Source organism: Streptomyces sp. NPDC046870, assembly GCF_040704595.1.
GTDB lineage: Bacteria > Actinomycetota > Actinomycetes > Streptomycetales > Streptomycetaceae > Streptomyces > Streptomyces argyrophylli.
In genome coordinates, this window is record NZ_JBEYXM010000024.1 from 103,648 (window position 1) to 121,582 (window position 17,935).

The 17,935-nt window shown below is 74.8% G+C and carries 10 protein-coding genes; 5 read left to right on the forward strand and 5 right to left on the reverse strand.

Features of this window, described 5'->3' with window-relative positions; translation table 11 throughout:
* Positions 1-8 precede the first annotated feature (8 nt).
* A complete protein-coding gene (gene lhgO, locus AB0946_RS34030) occupies positions 9-1,226 on the reverse strand; it encodes an L-2-hydroxyglutarate oxidase (protein ID WP_366764531.1) in 1,218 nt (405 codons plus the stop codon).
* A 73-nt stretch (positions 1,227-1,299) separates the two neighbouring features.
* Positions 1,300-2,724 (reverse strand): MFS transporter, encoded by a 1,425-nt coding sequence (locus AB0946_RS34035; RefSeq protein ID WP_366764532.1) that lies wholly within the window; start codon positions 2,722-2,724, stop codon positions 1,300-1,302.
* Between the two features lie 736 nt (positions 2,725-3,460).
* Here AB0946_RS34035 and AB0946_RS34040 point away from each other — a divergent pair.
* Both AB0946_RS34040 and AB0946_RS34045 read left to right on the forward strand, forming a co-directional pair.
* A complete protein-coding gene (locus tag AB0946_RS34040; RefSeq protein WP_366764533.1) occupies positions 3,461-5,536 on the forward strand; it encodes an asparagine synthase-related protein in 2,076 nt (691 codons plus the stop codon).
* Positions 5,537-5,645: 109 nt separating this feature from the next.
* The gene (locus AB0946_RS34045; protein WP_366764534.1) at positions 5,646-9,041 is read left to right on the forward strand and encodes a BTAD domain-containing putative transcriptional regulator; all 3,396 of its coding nucleotides are present in this window, start codon (positions 5,646-5,648) and stop codon (positions 9,039-9,041) included.
* Here the strand turns inward: AB0946_RS34045 and AB0946_RS34050 are convergent.
* Positions 9,028-10,971 (reverse strand): sigma-70 family RNA polymerase sigma factor, encoded by a 1,944-nt coding sequence (locus AB0946_RS34050; protein ID WP_366764535.1) that lies wholly within the window; start codon positions 10,969-10,971, stop codon positions 9,028-9,030. The two genes, AB0946_RS34045 and AB0946_RS34050, sit on opposite strands and share 14 nt — an antisense overlap.
* Before the next feature lie 255 nt (positions 10,972-11,226).
* Positions 11,227-12,003 (reverse strand): helix-turn-helix domain-containing protein, encoded by a 777-nt coding sequence (locus AB0946_RS34055; RefSeq protein ID WP_366764536.1) that lies wholly within the window; start codon positions 12,001-12,003, stop codon positions 11,227-11,229.
* A gap of 376 nt (positions 12,004-12,379) precedes the next feature.
* Here AB0946_RS34055 and AB0946_RS34060 point away from each other — a divergent pair, with 376 nt between their 5' ends.
* Together AB0946_RS34060 and AB0946_RS34065 are read left to right on the forward strand one after the other, a co-directional pair.
* Positions 12,380-13,759 carry an NAD(P)/FAD-dependent oxidoreductase gene (locus AB0946_RS34060; protein WP_366764537.1) on the forward strand — a complete coding sequence of 460 codons (1,380 nt, stop codon included), beginning with the start codon at positions 12,380-12,382 and terminating at the stop codon, positions 13,757-13,759.
* A gap of 132 nt (positions 13,760-13,891) precedes the next feature.
* A complete protein-coding gene (locus tag AB0946_RS34065) occupies positions 13,892-15,544 on the forward strand; it encodes a SpoIIE family protein phosphatase (protein WP_366764538.1) in 1,653 nt (550 codons plus the stop codon).
* 60 nt (positions 15,545-15,604) lie between these two features.
* On the opposite strand, the gene AB0946_RS34070 is transcribed toward AB0946_RS34065, so the two are convergent.
* On the reverse strand, positions 15,605-16,870 hold the full coding sequence (locus AB0946_RS34070) for an MFS transporter (RefSeq protein ID WP_366764543.1): 1,266 nt from the start codon (positions 16,868-16,870) through the stop codon (positions 15,605-15,607).
* Between the two features lie 134 nt (positions 16,871-17,004).
* Between AB0946_RS34070 and AB0946_RS34075 the strand changes: the two genes are divergently transcribed.
* On the forward strand, positions 17,005-17,556 hold the full coding sequence (locus AB0946_RS34075) for a MarR family transcriptional regulator (protein ID WP_366752618.1): 552 nt from the start codon (positions 17,005-17,007) through the stop codon (positions 17,554-17,556).
* Positions 17,557-17,935 lie beyond the last annotated feature (379 nt).

Below are 17,935 nucleotides of genomic sequence, written 5' to 3' on the forward strand. Positions count from 1 at the left end.
ACGGGCCCCTACAGCGAGCCGAGCATCGCCAGCGCCCGGCGCCCGATCTCCCGCCCGATCGGCAGCGAGGCCGTGGCAGCGGGCGAGGGCGCGTTCAGCACGTGCACCGCACGCGCCCCCTCCCGGATCAGGAAGTCGTCGACCAGCGTCCCGTCCCGCAGCACCGCCTGCGCCCGCACCCCGGCCGGGGCCCGCACCAGATCCGCGGCCTCCACCGCGGGCAGCAGTCTTCGCACGGCATCCAGGAACGCCCCCTTGGACACCGACCGGCGCAGCTCACCGGCGCCGTACCGCCAGTGCCGCCGGGCGATGGCCCAGGACCCCGGCCACGCGACCGTCCCGGCCAGCTCCCGGGGCCGTACGACCCCCCAGTCGTACCCCTCCCGGGCGAGCGCCGGCACCGCGTTGGGCCCGATGTGCACGCCGCCGTCGATCCCGCGCGTCAGATGCACCCCGAGGAACGGGAACGCCGGGTCCGGCACCGGGTACACCAGCCCCCGCACCAGTTCCGGCCGCGCCAGCTCGTAGTACTCCCCGCGGAACGGCACGATCCGCACCTCGGGGTCGTCGCCGGTCAGCCGGGCCACCTCGTCGCAGTACAGCCCGGCGCAGTTCACGAGCACGCGCGCGCGTACGACGTCCCCGGTGGCGGTGAGCACGGCCACGCCCCGCTCCGGCCGCCGGTCCACGCGTACCACCCGGGCGCCGTACCGGATCTCCGCGCCGGAGGCCCGCGCCAGCTCGCCCGCGACGCCCACGAAGTCGCACACCCCGGTCGTACCGACGTGTATGGCGGCGAGGCCGCGCACCTGAGGTTCGTACTCGGTGATCTGCGCGGGTCCCAGCTCCCGCACCGGAATGCCGTTCTCCCGGCCGCGCTGCACCAGCGCGTGCAGCCGCGGCAGCTCGTCCCGCTCGGTGGCGACGATCAGCTTGCCGGTGACGGCGTGCGCGATGCCGTACTCGGCGCAGAACTTCACCATCTCGGCGGCGCCCCGCACCGCGTACCGCGCCTTGAGCGAGTCCGGCCGGTAGTAGATCCCGCTGTGGATCACCCCGCTGTTGCGCCCCGTCTGGTGCCGGGCCGGCCCCGGCTCCTTCTCCAGCACGACCACGCGCGTACCGGGCGCGGCCCGGGTGATCGCGTACGCGGTCGACAGCCCGACGATCCCCCCACCGATGACGAGCACATCACAGTCGTACGCCCCGGCCCGCACCTGCACCACCTCCGCCTCCGATAGTGCATTGCGCCACTGACAACGGCTTCAAACGCCGGGTCGTATCCGAAGGGGCGCGGCCCTACGCCGGAGCCATCAGCAGGGGGCGGGCCCGCTCCCGCAGCTCCACCACCCGCGGCTCGTCCCCGTACGGCTCCAGCCGGTGCAGGAGGTCCTTCACGTACTCCGTCGTGCGTGCCGACGAGATCCGCCCGGCCACCTCCACGGCCCGCACCCCCTGCTCGCACGCCGCGTCGAGGTTGCCGGACTCCAGCTCGGCGACCGCCGAGACGACCAGCCGCAGCCCGTGCGACCGCACGAACTCCTCCGTCGGCTTCGACAGCGCCTGCTCGGTGAACCTGCGCACCTGACGCGGTGCCTTCAGGTCCCGGTAGCACTCGGCGGCGTCCGCGGCGAACCGGTCGTACCCGTAGAAACCGAGCCAGGACGGGTCGTTGTCACCGGGACGGGACCGTTCCAGCCACCCCTCCGCCGCCTTCAGCGCCGCGCCGGCCGCCTGCGCGTCCCCCGCGCGCGCGTGCGCCCGCGCCTCGACCAGCCGGAAGAAGCTCATCGTCCGCGCGGTCGCCAGCCCCCGGTTCCGCTCCAGCGCGGCCTGCGCCAGGTCGACGCCCTCGTCGCCGAAGCCCCGGTAGGTCGCCTGCAGCGACATGGAGGCGAGGACATAACCCCCCAGCGGGACGTCCGCGGCCGCGCGCGCGAGCCGCAGCGCCTGGATGTAGTACCGCTGCGCGGCCTCCTGCTGCCCGGTGTCGAAGGCCATCCACCCGGCGAGCCGGGTGAGTTCGGCCGAGGCGCCGAACAAGGCGCGGCCGACCTCGTCGGAGTAGGAGCCGAGCAGCAGGGGAGCCGCCTCCACCCGCAGGCACTCCGGCACCATCGACGAACGCCAGTCCCCGCCGCCGTACTTGGAGTCCCACCGCCTGGCGTCCTCGGCGGCCTCCCGGAGCTTCTGCACATCGCTGTGGCCGACTTTGATCGGTGCGCCGGACCCCTCGACGGAGCCCGCCTCCCGCGCGACCGAGCTGTCGGCGGGGGTTATCAGCCAGCGCGAGGCGGGCGTCGCGTACGCGCTGACCGCGAACGACCCGGCGAGCGACTGCCAGATGCCGCCGGCGCCGGCGCGGCGGCCGGCGAGGTCGAGGCGGTACAGCTCCGTCGCGGACCTCACCGCCTGGCCCACGTCCCTCGGGAAGGCGAGGCCCACTTCGGGCGCGGGATCGGCGTCCGCCAGGCCGATCTCGTGCAGCGGCACCGGCCGGCCGAGCTTCTGGCCGATGGCGGCGGCGATGAGGTGCGGCGCCGCACCCTGCGGCACCATGCCCTTCGACACCCAGCGCGCCACGGACGTCTTGTCGTAGCGAAGCGTCAACCCGCGCTGCGCGCCGAGGTCGTTGACGCGGCGGGCGAGCCCCGCGTTGCTGATTCCCGCGAGGGCGAGAACGGCGCCGAGTTTTTCGTTCGGCCCGCGTTGCTCCCTGGACATGCGCCACCCCTCGACACAGACGGCTGCCGCGCTGGCATAACCACGCGGCATTCGTAAACCCAGCGTAGTTCGCCGCATCCCAAGCGTTAAGGGGCATTGTTCCGGTTGGCGGGATTGTGGTCCGTACGAAGGCCCCGGCCCTGTACGCACCGTGCACGGCCTGTCGCCGCGTGCCCCCGCACGTGTGGCCGTGCGCCTGTCCGTGCGCTCTTCTCCGGCCACCCGGGGAGCGGTTCCATGGCTCTTGCGTGGGTCGGCCCGCTGTACTGGATCCAGTGGGCTGGGGGACACCGCCGCCTTCATCCCCGCGGGTGGCGGACCGGTCCGGGAGGCGATGCCCGCCTCCCGGGCCGTGCGCGCGTGTGGACCTCCCGCGCGCTCCGCAGGTCCCTACGGAGCGTGCTCATCTCCGGTGCCCCTCCGTTTAATTGGCCGAAAACCGCCCCCCGTCGTGTGCGCTCAATTGCCGCTCCGACCATGCAACTTGAGGGCGCGAAGGGCGGTTTGGGGGAGCGCGCAGGGGGCGCATTCGCGCCGGGCCCGTGTGGTGCCGCCCGGCCCCCACCCACTGCGCGGACGCCGTCCGGCCGCCAACTCCCAGGCCCGCTCCGCGTGTCCCCCCTGGTTTTCCCCCGATCGAAGGCGGTGCCGCCGTCCCTCTCCCGCGCGCCCTTCATGGCAGCATGGGGTCCGGTTCGTACGGTGCACTGTTCGTCCACAGCCTGTGGAGGCGTCGATGCGGTGGTTGGTGGGTTGGAGCAGCACCGCCGCGGGCGCCGCCGGGATCGGCTCCGCCGGTGCCGTCGGATACGACGGCGAGACCCTCCACCCGGTCGGCTCCCACCTCCTGTGGGGCGACCCCGATCCGCTGTGGGCCGTCGGCGACTGGCGCCCGGACGAGGTGCGCGTGGTGCACGCCGACGCACAGCACCGGATCGCCGTCCTCGGCATCTGCGGCGCCACCGACGAGGAGCTGCGGCGCGGCCTGTTCACCGCGCGCGGGGGCGCCGTGCGCCATCTGACCACCTGGCCCGGCAGCTACACGGCCGTCGTCCAGGCCGGCCGCCGCATCACCGTCTGCGGCGATCTCGCGGGCGCCCGGCCGGTGTTCTACACCCCCTGGGCCGGCGGCACCGCCTACGCCACCGCCGCGCTGCCCCTCGCCGACCTCGTCGAGGCCAACCTCGACTTCACCCACCTCGCCGCCCTGCTCGCCGCCCCGGACGTCCCGGCCGCGCTGCGCGACAGCACTCCCTACGAGGGCGTACGGCGCATTCCGCCGGGGCACGCGCTGGTGCTGCGCGCCGGGGCGCGGGAGGTCGCCGGATACGAGCCGGTCGCCTCCCTCGCCGTGGCCGCGCCCCCGGCCGACCCCGGCCGCGCCGTGGACGCCGTCCGGGACGCGCTCGTGGAGGCCGTCCGCACCCGGCTGTCGGCACCCCGGCACGTGCCCGACCTGGACCCCGGACCGGTCCCCGGCATGGGACCGGCCGAGCGGCGGGCCGCGCGCGGCATGCCGGTCCCCGGCATCGGCGCCGACCTCTCCGGCGGCCCCGCCTCCGGCACACTCGCGCTGCTGGCCGCCGGGCTGCCCGGCAGACCGGGCACGCTCCTCGGCCACGGCACGGGCGCGGGCGAACGGCTCCTCGCCGTCACGTTCAACGATCTGGCCGTGACCGGCCGCGAGGCCGAACTCGAACGCGCCGGTGCCCTGGCCGCCAACCCCCGGCTGCACCACGTCGTGGTCACCGGCGACGAGGAGACCCTGCCGTACGCCGACCTCGAGGGCCCGCTGACCGACGAACCCGGCCCCTCCCTGGTCCAGGCGGCCCGGCACCGCGCGCGGCTCGCCGCCGGCAGCGCCGACCACTTCACCGGCCACGGCGCCCGCCAGGTCCTGGACGCGCACCCCGCCCGCCTCGCCGACCTGCTCGTGGACCGCAAACGGCGCCACCTGGTCCGGCCGGTCGCCGCGCTCGCCCGCGCGGACGGCTCCGTGATGGTCCCCGCGCGCGTGTACGGCGCGGCCCGGCGCCTCGCCCGCACCCCCTACCGGGCGGGCCTGGAGGTGCTGGCCGAACGGCTGATGCGGCGCCGCTTCGACGAGCCCAAAGGGGCGGTCGGCGCGTCCCTCGCCGCGCTGTCCTGGGCCAGACCCGGCCCGGCCGCCCGGTGGCTGACGGGGGAGGCGCTGGCTGAAGTATCGGTTCTGCTCCAGGCGGAGGCGGACCGCTCCGCGACCGGCGCACAGCGCCCGGGCGACTACCGCGCGCGTGCGGTACTCGCCCGGCACGCCGCCGACCTCCGCGTCCTGGAACAGGCCACGGAGATCCGCTCCCAGCGGCTGCACGCGCCGTTCCTCGACAACCAGGTCGTGCGCGCCTGCCGCGACCTCCCCGAGGCCCTGCGCGTCCAGCCCGGCGCCCGCGCCGCCATCCTCCGTACCGTCCTGGAGGGCGCCGGCGTCACCGGCCTCCCGCCCGGCTGGGGCGCGCCCTCCCACGCGTCCTCGGCGGCCGCCGCGCGCGCGGGGCTGCGTGCGGCCGCCGACCCCCTCCTGGACCTCTTCGCCACACCGCTGCTGGCCGACGCGGGCCTGGTGGAGGCGCGTGTCGTGCGCAAGGCGCTGCGCTCGGCCGCGGCGGGCGAGGCCCTTCCCCTGGACGGGCTGGCCGACCTCGTCTCCCTCGAACTCTGGCTGCGCCGCCTCCTCTCCCGCCGCGGCACCTGCTGGACGGGCACCCCGACCCGCTCCCGCGCGGTCCCCTCGGGGATCCAGCCGAGGCGGAGCGCGCTCACACCGGGGGCGTGAGCGGTGGGGTGGCTCAACCGGGGAGTGCGACGGGCGGCACCGGGCCCCGCGCCGCCCCCCGGAACCGAAATCCTGTGCCCCGTCCCGCACCCCCCGCCACAATGACCAGGTGCGGTACAGAATCCTGGGCGTGACCCAAGCGGCGGACGACCGGGGCACCCCCGTACCCATCGGCGGCCGGCGCCTGCGGACACTGCTCGCCGCCCTCGCCCTCCGCCCCGGCCGCACCGCCGCACCCGACACCCTCGTCGGGGAGATCTGGGCGGACGACCCGCCCCAGGACGCCCCCGCCGCGCTCCAGGCCCTCGTCGGCCGTCTCCGGCGTACCCTCGGCCGGCACGCCATCGCCTCCACCCCGGGCGGCTACCGCCTCGAAGCGGCCGAGGACGACGTGGACCTCCACGTCTTCGCACGGCTCGCCCACAGCGGCACCCGGGCCCTCGCCGCCGGCGACCCGGTCACTGCCCACCGCACCCTCACCCAGGCCCTCGCTCTCTGGTACGGCCCGGCCCTCGCCGACCTCCCCGACCGCACCGCAGCCGCCCGCCCCGAAGCCCTGCGCCTGGAGGCGACCCGCGCCCGCGCCGCCGCGGCCCTGGACCTCGGTCGCGCCCAAGAGGTCGTACCGGAGTTGCGGGAACTGACCTCCGCCCATCCGTACGACGAGCCCCTGCACGCCCTCCTCATCCGCGCCCTGCGGGACACGGGCCGCCCGGCGGACGCCCTCGCCGCCTACGAGGCCGCCCGCCGCACCCTCGCCGACTCCCTCGGCACCGACCCGGGCCCGGAACTGCGCTCCCTGCACACCTCGTTGCTGAAGCAGGAGCCCCGGGACGCCCCCGCGCAGCCGGAGACCCCCGCGCACCAGGAGACCCCCCAGCCCACGAACACCCGCACGTCCCCGGCGCCTCCGTCGCACCCCGCGCCCCCGCGACACCCCGAGCGCACCGGCAATCTCCGTCCCCGCCTGACCTCCTTCGTCGGGCGGGAACCGGAGCTGAACGCCATTCGTTCCGACTTGCACAGGGCCCGCCTGGTCACGCTCACCGGACCGGGCGGCTCGGGAAAGACCCGTCTCGCCGAGGAGGCCGCCGCACCGCTCCCCTCGGCCTGGATGGTCGAGCTCGCCCCGCTCGACCATCCGGAGGCGGTGCCCGGCGCGGTGGTCAGCGCGCTCGGTCTGCGCGAGACCGTCCTGCTGACCAACGAACTGGCGACCCCGCAGGCCGACCCCACGGCCCTGCTGATCGAGTACTGCGCCCCGCGCAGCCACCTGCTGATCCTCGACAACTGCGAGCACGTCATCGGCGCGGCGGCCGCCCTCGCCGAGACCCTCCTCACCCACTGCCCGGGGCTCACGATCCTCGCGACCAGCCGTGAACCCCTCGGCGTCCCCGGTGAGTCGGTGCGCCCGGTCGAGCCCCTCGTCCCGGAGCAGGCGCACCGCCTCTTCGCCGAGCGCGCGAAGGCCGTCCGTCCCGACGCCGACGCGGTGCTCGGCGACACCGTGGCCGTCACGGAGATCTGCCGCCGGCTGGACGGGCTGCCGCTGGCCATCGAGCTGGCCGCGGCCCGGCTCAGACTGCTGACCCCGCGCCAGATCGCCGACCGCCTGGACGACCGCTTCCGCCTGCTCACCTCCGGAAGCCGCACGGTCCTGCCCCGCCAGCAGACCCTGCGCGCGGTCGTGGACTGGTCCTGGGAGCTGCTGGACGAGCGGGAGCGGACGGTCCTGCGCGAGGTGTCCGTCTTCGCCGGCGGCTGGGACCTCGCGGCGGCCGAGGCGGTGTGCACCGGCCCGGCGGCGGACCTGATCGGCGCGCTGGTCGACAAGTCCCTGGTGGTCGCCGCCCCGCACGACCCGGACGGCACCGGCGCCGGCATGCGGTACCGCATGCTGGAGACCATCCACGAGTACGCCACCGAGCGTGCGGCCGAGGTCCCCGGGCTGCGTGCGGCGGCCGAGCGACGCCACCGCGCGTGGGTGCGGGCGCTGGTGGAGGAGGCGGAGCCGCGGCTGCGTTCGGCGGCCCAGCTGCCCTGGATCGCCCGCCTGGAGACCGAGCTGGACAACATCCGCGTGGCCCTGGACCGCGCGGTCCGGGCGGGGGACGAGGCGGAGGCGGGCGCCGTCGTCCTGGCCACCGGCTGGTTCTGGTGGCTGCGCAACCACCGTCAGGAGGCGGTGGCCTGGGTGCGGCTGGTGCTCCGCCTGGGCGTCGCCCTGGACACGCTGCCCCCGGACGCACCGGCCGACGAGGTGAGGGCGCGGACGGAGACCGCCGACCCGGTGGGCGCCTTCCTCGCCGCCCCCGGCGGGGAGGAAGGGCATCCGCTGCGCGAACTGCGGATGGACCTGCGCATGCTGGACCTGTTCCTGACCTCCGAGACGGGCACGGAGAACCTCGCGGCCGACGAGCGGGCCCGGGAGTACCTCGCGCGCGTGCGGACGGCCTACGAGGGCGGCGGACCGCGGGCCGCCCGGCTCCCGGGCATCATCTGGCCGCTGACCTCCTACTACCTGGGCGGTCCGACGGACATCCGCCCGCTGATGACGCAGTGCGTCGACAACTGCCGCCGCTACGGCGGCGACTGGGAGCTCGGGGTCGCCCTGATGTACCGCGCCCACGTGACCGTCGACTCCCCGGGCAACCTGCGGGGCGTCGACGAGGACCTGGCCGAGCTGCGGACGCTCACCCGGCGCGTCGGCGACCGCTGGATGCGGGCGCAGGTGTGCAGCGCGTCCGGCGAGGCGGCCATGACCCGGGGCCGGTACGACGAGGCGCGCGGCGAGTACGAGGAAGCGCTGCGGCTCGCCTACGAGGTGGGCGCCCATGCCGAGGCCCCGTTCCTCATAGCCCGGCTCGCCGAGATCTCCTACCGCTCCGGCGACCGGGAGGCCGCGCTGGCCGCGCTGGACGAGGCGGGAGCGGCCGCCGACCGGTTCGCGGTACCGGAGTCCGGGGCCTTCGTACTGCTCCTGCGCGCCCACATCGCCCTGCACGACAACCAGCACGCGCACGCCCGCGAGCTGTACGACGCGACCCGCGTGGTGATCCGGGACGGCACCCCGCCCCCGCAGTTCGTCGCGGCCCAGCGGATGGTCGAGGCACTGCTCGCGGCCGACGAGTCGGGGCCCGCGCACGGGCTGCCGATCCTGGCGGAGGCCCTGCGGGAGGCCGTGGACCACCAGTGCGCCGAGTCGATCACGGCCGGTCTGGTGGACGTGGCGGCCGGTCTGCTGGCCCGGCTCGGCGATCTGCCGGGCGCGCTGCGGCTGTACGCCGCCGCGGACCGCTGGCGCGACGGCCTCGAACGGCCCGAGCCGGAGCGCGGCGAGGCCGCCCGGGTACGCGCCGGGGCCCGCGCGGCCCTCCCGGCCGGCCGCCACGCCGCCGAGTGCGCCCGGGGTGCCTCCTTCGGCGTGGCGGACGTCCTGCGCGAGCTTGGTGCCGCGGTGGCGGCCGGTGCGGAATCCCGGGGCGGCCCGGCTACCGGCAGGTGAACCGGGACTCGGCCCAGTCCGCGAGCGCCGCCCGGTCGAGGGCGTTGCCGTGCGGTTCCACCACGAGCCGTACGGTCGTCCGCCCGGTGAGGTCGACGTGGACGGGGACGGCCGGGTCGCGGCCCTCGACCATGCCGGACCGCCACAGCCGTACCCCGTCGGCGTAGACGGAGAAGGAGACCTCGCCGAGGCCGAGCGTCAGGTCGTCCACGCCGGCCAGCGCGTCGTAGGCGGTGCACTGCCGGTTGAGGACGACGGTGACGGAGGAGTCGCCGTGGACGGTGGCCCCGCGCGCGTACCGCTCGCCGGCGACGGACAGGCCGTAGCGCTGCCACACCCAGCTGCTCTCGCCGAGCGCGATCTCGGGCCGGGTGCCGTCACCGGCGACGTCGAAGCGCAGCTCGCTCAACTCGTAGACGGCGGGCGCCGGCGTCGGAGTGGGCGTCGGGGTCGGCTCGGGCGTGGGTTCCGGCTTCGGCGTGGGGGTGGGCGCCGGGACGGGTTCGGGGGCCGGCTTCGCCGGGGGTGGCGGGGCGGCGGGCGTGTGGGCGGGCCGGTGGGCGGGAGCGCCGGCGGGCGTCGGCGCCGGTTCGGGAGCGGGGGCGACGGGCTTCGGCGGCGACGGGCGGGGAGGCGGTGCGGGCGCGGGCGTCCCGGGCCGTACCGCCGGCGCGGACACGGACGGGGAGGGGTCCGGCGCCGGCCGGGCGACCTCCTTCGCCGGACGGCCGTCGTTCACCAGGGCCAGCGCGACCGCGGCGGCGGCCACCGCCACCACACCGGCCGCGATGCCGGCCTTCACCGGCGCCCCGAGTCCCTCGGAGGCCGCGGCCCCGCCCCCACCGCTCGCCCCGCCGGACGAGCCACCGGCCGCGGCGGCGCCGGCCGCCCCCGCCCCCGCGCCCCCGGCCACGATCCCGAGGGCCTTGGCGTACCCGGCGGCCCCGAACCAGCCGATGACCGCGACCGGGACGACCGCGGGGATGCCGCTCGCGACCTCTTCGATCTGCGCCGCCGCCAGCCGGCACCTCGCGCACTCCTCCAGGTGCTTGCGCAGCCCCCGCTCGGCACGGACGCGCAGCTTGCGGCGGGCGTAGCCGCCGAGCTGGTCGGCGTAGCGGGCGCACTCCTCGTCGAGGGAGAGGGCTGCGCTGACGTGGGCCTGGAGGTACGCCTGCTTCAGCCCCTCGCGCGCGCGGCTGGCGAGCACCCGGGTGCCGTTGGCGTCCAGGCCGAACAGGACGGCCACCTCGCTCGGGGACTCGTCCTCCACCTCGGTGTGCCACAGCACGGCCTGCCAGCGTTCGGGCAGCGAGCGGAAGGCCCGCACGGCCATGGACTGCTCGGCCTCGCGCAGGGCGCGGACGTCGGCGGCGAGACCGAGCTCCGCTCCGGAGGAGCCGATGAACGCGGTGTCGTCGGCGGCCTGCGGGACCCGGGCGGCCTGCTGGGCGAAGAGGGCGAAGTCGTCGACGAGTTGCTCCCGCCGGGCGGATTTCGCCCAGTGGGCGGCGACCCGCCGGACGGAGGTCAGCAGATAGGCCCGTACGGCGTGTTCCGGCCCGGAGCCGCCCCGCACCGCCTGCAGCATCCGCGCGAACACCTCGGCGGTGAGGTCGTCGGCGGTGTGCCCGTCCCGGCAGCAGGTGCGGGCGTAACGCCGTACCGCGTCGGCGTGCCGTCGGTACAGCTCCTCGTAGGCGGAGTCGTCACCACCGCGCATCCGCTGGATCAGCTCGGCGTCGGCGGGCGGCGTCTCCCGGCGCGGCGGCGGCACGCCTCCCTCACGCGGGGCCGGCACGTTCCCGGCCCGGGACCCGCCGGACGGGGCCGGCCGGCCGCCTTGCTGCGGTACCTGGGGCGAGGCCGACTTCCGGGTCTCCGCGTCCCCGTCGCCACCGCGCGACCCGTCCCACCCGTCAACGCCCATCGCGGACAGCCCCCGACCCCGGCCCAGCCCAATCCGTCAGGCGTCAGCGTGCCACACCGAACTGCGCCGGGAGCCCCCGCGCGCACCCCGTCCACTCATCCGAGCGCACTTACCCCCACACCACCCCGAACACCCGTCGGGGCGCACGCCCCACAGGGGCCACCGGCACCACCCGGCCGTGTCAGGCGCACGGGTGGTGCGGTGGTGCCGCCGTGAGACGGGACGCCCCCGAGAACGAGGCCAGGTGCGGGCCGTCTACGACCGGGACCGCAGCCCCTCCAGCAGGATGTCCAGCAACCGCGCCGACGCCGCCGCCTGCTGCGCCGCGTCCGGCAACGACGGCGCCGCCGTGGCGATCACCAGCAGCACGTCCCCCACGGACACGTCCGTCCGCAGCTCACCCGCCGCCCGGGCCCGGTCCACCAGCTGCCCGACCACGTCGAGCAGCGCCCCGGCCCCGGCGTCGTCGGCCACCGCGGCCTCCTGCGCCACGAGCCGCAGCTCACCGCTCCCCGGCTGCACCCGCTGCTGAGGCACCCGGGCCTCCCCGACGAGGCCGACCGCATCACCGGCCGCACCGGACTCACCCGGACCGGCGGAGCCGACCCGCAGCACCTGCGGCGGCAGCAACCGCCCCGCCCCCGACGCCACGGAGGTCCGCAGGAACCGCGACAGCGCCGACCACGGCTCGTCCTCCTGCCCGAGCGCCGCCCGGGCCTGCTCGGTCAGCCGGGCCGTCTCCTCCTCGGCGATCCGCCGGACCAGCACGTCCTTGCTGGGAAAGCGCCGGTACACCGTGCCGACCCCGACCCGGGCCCGCCGCGCCACGTCCTCCATCGGCGCGCCGTACCCCAGCTCGCCGAACACCTCACGCGCCGCACGCAGCACGTGCTCCAGATTGCGCTGTGCGTCCACCCGCAGCGGGGTCGTCCGCGCTGCGTCCGCGCGTCCGCTGCCCACCGCCGCGCTCATCGCCTTGCCGCCGGGCGCGACGGCGGCCGCCGATGCCCAATGCGTGTCCTGAACATGCATGTGTTTCCCCCGGTAATGACGTCTCCCCCCGGAGACTCCCCGCCACTGAACGCGAGGTGCGCGGAAGCGGCATCGGTCCCGACCGGATCCGCCCGACGCGGACCCGTTCGACCACATTCCCTACACCCCGTCGACACACGAACATAGTTGAGAGGCAGTCAATTCAGAAGGGGCAGGTTCCGTACAGTGCGCCCCCCGATCGGAGTACGGGGTGTATACATCCCGATTCCCGCCCTTCGCGCCCCCTCGCCCGCCCCCGCTGACCTGGCCCCTTTCGTCCCGCGCGGACGCCGCGGCCGGCCGTGCGCACGCCCGGCCGCCGGTCACACAAATTGTCGGGGCTGTGGACAAACACCAGCGCCGGGTGCGTCATGGGATGGTGAAGGAACGTGCGCGCATTCTGGTTGTCGGCGGCGGCTACGTCGGGATGTACACGGCCCTGCGCCTCCAGCGGAAGCTGAGGGCCGAGCTGCGGAGAGGCGAGGTCGAGATCACCGTCGTCACCCCCGATCCCTACATGACGTACCAGCCGTTCCTCCCCGAGGCCGCCGCGGGCTCGATCTCCCCGCGCCACGTCGTCGTCCCGCTGCGCCGCGTCCTGGACCACTGCCACGTCGTCGTCGGCGAGGTCACCTCCATCGACCACGCCGTACGCACCGCCGCCGTCACCACCCTCGCCACCGCCGAGGAGGGCCGGACCGCCGAACTCCTCGGTTACGACGAGCTCGTCCTCGCCCCCGGCTCGGTCTCCCGCGCCCTGCCCATCCCCGGCCTCGCCGAGTACGGCATCGGCTTCAAGACCGTCGAAGAGGCCATCGGCCTGCGCAACCACGTCATCGAGCAGATGGACATCGCCTCCTCCACCCGTGACCCGGCCGTCCGCGACGCCGCGCTCACCTTCGTCTTCGTCGGCGGCGGCTACGCGGGCGTCGAGGCCCTCGGCGAACTGGAGGACATGGCCCGTTACACCGCGCGCTACTACCACAACCTCCGCCCCGAGGACATGAAGTGGATCCTCGTGGAGGCCACCGACCGCATCCTCCCGGAGGTCGGCCCCGAGATGGGCCGGTACACCGTCACCCAGCTGCGCCGCCGCAACATCCAGGTGCTGCTGGACACCCGCCTGGAGTCCTGCGCCGACCGCGTCGCCGTGCTCAGCGACGGCCAGCGCTTCCCGACCCGCACCGTCGTGTGGACGGCCGGCGTCAAACCGCACCCGCTGATCGCCGCCACCGACCTGCCGCGCACCGACCGCGGCCGGCTCCGCTGCACCGCCCAGCTCACCGTCGACGGCACCGAGCACGCCTGGGCCGCCGGCGACGCCGCCGCCGTCCCCGACGTCACGGCCGCCGAACCCGGCACCGAGACGGCCCCCAACGCCCAGCACGCGGTCCGCCAGGCCAGGGTCCTCGGCGACAACATCGCCCACTCCCTGCGCGGCGAGCCCCTGGAGACGTACGCGCACAAGTACGTCGGCTCGGTCGCCTCCCTCGGCCTGCACAAGGGCGTCGCACAGGTCTACGGGCGCAAACTGAAGGGCTACCCTGCGTGGTTCATGCACCGCGTGTACCACCTCAGCAGGGTGCCCACCGTCAACCGCAAGGCCCGGGTGCTCGCCGAATGGACCCTCGCCGGACTGTTCAAACGGGAGATCGTCTCGCTCGGCTCCCTCGAACACCCCCGGGCGGAGTTCGAACTCGCGGCCGGTGGAAAGCCTCCCCACAGCCCCTCCGACGACCCGAAGGGGTCGTCCTGACCGGACTCAGGAACTCCACGGCCCGCCCCGGCGTCTGACGGTTGTCGCCCGCCGCGGCCCGCTCCCTGCCAGACTGCCCTACGACGTCGGACGGGCGCCCGCCCGCCCTAGCACCCACGAGGCTTTCCCCAAGTGAACTTCACGCGCTGGAGCGCCCGGCTCCCCGGAACGCAGCGCCGCGCCACCGCGCGGACCGAGACGGCGGTCTCCCCGGACCGGCGGGGGGAAGGCTCCGTGCCCGCGGCCCGCGCCGAACAGCCCGCCGACGGCACGGCCCCGGTACCCGTCGTGGACGAACTGCCCGTGCGTGACGTCCTGGACCGCGTCCCGGCCCTCGTCGCCCTCGTGCACGGCCCCGACCACCGCATCGCCTACGTCAACGACGCCTACACCGCTGCCTTCGGCGCCCGCGCCACCGGCACGGCGGCCCGCGAGGCCCTGCCCGAACTCGTCGAACTGGGCCTGCTCCCGCTGCTCGACCAGGTGCTGCGCAGCGGCAGACCCCGCACCCTGAAGTCCCGCAAGGCCGTCGACGGCCGTTCGTACACCTTCACCTGCACCCCCGTCGCCGACGCCGGCGACCGCGACGCCGGCGTGCTCGTCTTCGCCACGGACGTCACCGACCACGCCGAGGCCGCCGAGCGCCTGCGCGCCAGCGAACGCCGCCAGCGCGAGACCGCCGTCACCCTCCAGCGCTCCCTGCTCCCGCAGGAACTGGAACAGCCCGACGACCTGCGCATCGCCGCCACCTACCAGCCCGGCGGCACCGAGGCCGCGGTCGGCGGCGACTGGTACGACGTGATCACCCTCGGCGGTGGCCGGACCGCCCTCGTCATCGGCGACGTCATGGGCCGCGGAGTGCGGGCCGCCGCCGTCATGGGACAGCTCCGCACGGCCGTCCGCGCCTACGCCCGCCTCGACCTGCCCCCGCACGAGGTCCTTCAGCTCCTCGACGGCCTCGCCGCCGAGATCGACGCCAACCAGATCGCCACCTGCGTCTACGCCGTCCACGACCCGAACGAGGGCCGCCTGGTGTACGCGTCCGCCGGTCACCTGCCGATCCTGGTCCGCGACGAGAACGGCACGGTCTCCCGCGCCGACGAACCCACCGGCCCGCCCCTCGGCACCGGCGGCTGGATGCACTCGTCCGGCTCCATCGCCCTCGGCGCCGGCTCCACGGCCGTCCTCTACACCGACGGCCTGGTCGAGCGCCGCGACGCCGACCTGGACGAGGGCATCGCCGCGCTCGAGGGCGCCCTCGCCGGGGCGACCGGAAGCCCCCAGGTCGTCTGCGACCGCCTGGTCCGCTCGGCCGGCGTCACCGCCGACCACGACGACGACGTCGCCGTCCTGGTCCTCCAGCACCCCACGCGGACGGGCCCCGACGGCGACCTCTTCCGCAACGCGGCCCTCGAACTCCTCGGCGGCGTGGAAGCGGCCCCCCGCGCGCGTGCCTTCGCCTCGGGCGTCCTCACCAGCTGGCGCTTCCCCGCCGAACTGCACGACCTCGGCGTCCTCGCCACCAGCGAACTCGTCGCCAACAGCCTCCAGCACGGCATCCCGCCCATGCGGCTCCGCCTGCGCCGCACCGACCGCCGCCTCATCGTGGAGGTCACCGACGGCGACGACCACCTGCCCAGGCGCCGCCGCGCCGAGCCCGGCGACGAGTCGGGCCGGGGCATCGCCATCGTGGCGACGATCGCCTCCAACTGGGGCTGCCGCCGCACCCCGGGCGGCGGAAAGGCGGTGTGGTGCGAGTTCGTCCTGCCGAAGGCGAAGCACTGACACGCCCGGCACATGACGACGGCCGCCACCCGTAGGTGACGGCCGTGACGCACCGCGGACTCACGCCTCCGCGCGCACCGGTCCCGTGGACGCCCCGCCCCGGGTGACCACCCGCGTCCCGCGCGCCAGCCAGGGCCGGTCCTGTACGACGGTGAGCCGCCGCCCCAGCCGCAGCGCGAGAACGGTGATCCCCAGCGAGAACAGCAGGAAGGTCACGATGTACGGCCCGTGCAGCGAGGCCGCGAGCGGCCCTCCCACGGCCGGACCGACGGCCAGCGCCAACTGCTTGACCAGCGCGAACGCCGAGTTGTACTGCCCGGCCATGCCCTCCGGCGCCAGATCGGCGACCAACGGCGCGACCGTCGGCGACAGCATCGCCTCGCCCAGACCGAACAGCGCGTACGTCGACACGAACGCGGCCGTGGCCATCTCCCGGCTGCCGTGCCCCAGCCCCGCGTACCCGGCGGCCAGCCAGGCCACGGCCCAGATCAGACCCACCGCGGCGATGACCCGGGACCGCCGGCGCCGCTCCACGAACTTCAGCACGGCGAACTGGGCGACCACGATCATCAGCGTGTTCGCGGCCAGTGCCGTCCCCAGGGCGGACGTCGATATCCCGGCCGCCTCCACGCCGTACGCGCTCAGCCCCGACTCGAACTGCCCGTAGCAGGCGAAGAAGATCACGAAGCCCAGCACGGACAGCTGCACCATCGCCCGGTTCCCGAGCAGCTGCTTCCAGCTGCCCTTCGCCGACCCCGCCGGAGCGTCCGTCAGGCGCGGCGAGCGCGGCATCCGCACGGTCGCCAGCACGCCGACCAGCAGCAGGAACACCGCCGCCTCGATCGCGAACAGCAGCGTGAACGACGACACGCGCGTGGTGTCGACGAGGTGGCCGCCGATCAGACCGCCGACGCCCAGCCCCAGGTTCTGCAGGAAGAACTGCATCGCGAACGCACGCGAGCGGGTGTCCGCCGAAGAGCAGTCCACGATCATCGTCGCCAGCGCCGGCTGCATCACGGCCTGCCCGGCCCCGAGGGCCGCGGCGGACAGCAGCACACTCGCGGCGGTGCCCGCCAGGCCGAGGCTCAGCGCGCCCACGGCCGCGGTCACCAGGGCGGCGAGCAGGACCGGCAGCGGGCCGCGCCGCACGATCGCCCGGCCGGCGAACGGCAGCACGATCAGCGCGGCCACGGCGAAGACGGCGAGCACGAGACCCGCCGTCATGGCTCCCAGACCCCGCACCTGCGCCACATAGACGTACAGGTAGGGGACGGTGAAGCCCAGTCCGAACGCGCTGAGTGCGTTGCCCACGTGGATCCGGCGCATCGCTGCGCCCATCGCCCTGGTCACGTTCACCTCTCTCACTAGTTAGACCTGAAGACTTCGAAGCTAAACTTCAATGCTAAAGAGTACATGGTCAAGGACTTCAAAGCAAAGGACAGCCGTGGGATACTGCGTCCATGGCCGACACCCCCGGCGGCGTCACCGAGCCGACGCTCGAAGAACAGATCGCCGCCTACCAGCGCGAGTTCCAGGACCTGGACCCCCAGGTCGAGAAGATCGTGTCGGCGCTGTCCCGGCTGAACCGCCGGATGAACGTCGCCTACGGCCGCCAGACCTCCGCCCTCGGCATCAGCAACGCCGAGTGGGAGGTCCTCAAGGCACTGGTCCTGTCCGGCGCCCCCTACCGAATGGGTCCGAGCGAGCTGGCCAAGCGGCTCGGCCTCACCCCGGCCGCCATGACCCACCGGATCGACCGCATGGTCACCGAGGGACTGGTCACCCGGGAGCGCGACGAGTCCAACCGCGTCCGCGTCATCGTGGAGCTGACGCCCGAGGGCCGCGAGAAGTGGCTGGAGGCGATGCGCTTGGCGACGGTCTTCGAGGAGGACCTGCTCCAGGACCTCACTCCCGCCGAGCGCGGGGTGCTCGGCGAGGTCCTGACCAGGCTGCTGCGCAGGGTGGAGCACGCCCAGCCGGACGCCGGCGGCCGGCTCAGCGACCTGGACTGACACCGCAAGAAAAGATCTTGACAGGGGGTGTTGACACGCCCCGACCCGATCCGTAAAGTTCTTCGGGTTGCCGCGGAGCCGTAACGGTTCCTCGGTAGCACCTCAGCCGCCCCGAGCGGCACCCCTCACACCTTCAGCACGTTCCCTCCTATGGGTTGATTTCGGCGCGCCCGAATTCAATTCGAATAGGGACTCGGCGGCCCGATTGGGAATCGCCGGGCGGATCCGCTAAGGTTTGAGACGTCGGAACGGCCCAACGGCCGGGAGGACGAACCCCGCTGACTGGGGATCAGACGCCGAAAGGATCTGATAGAGTCGGAACCGCCGGAAAGGGAAACGCGAGAGCGGGAACCTGGAAAGCACCGAGGAAATCGGATCG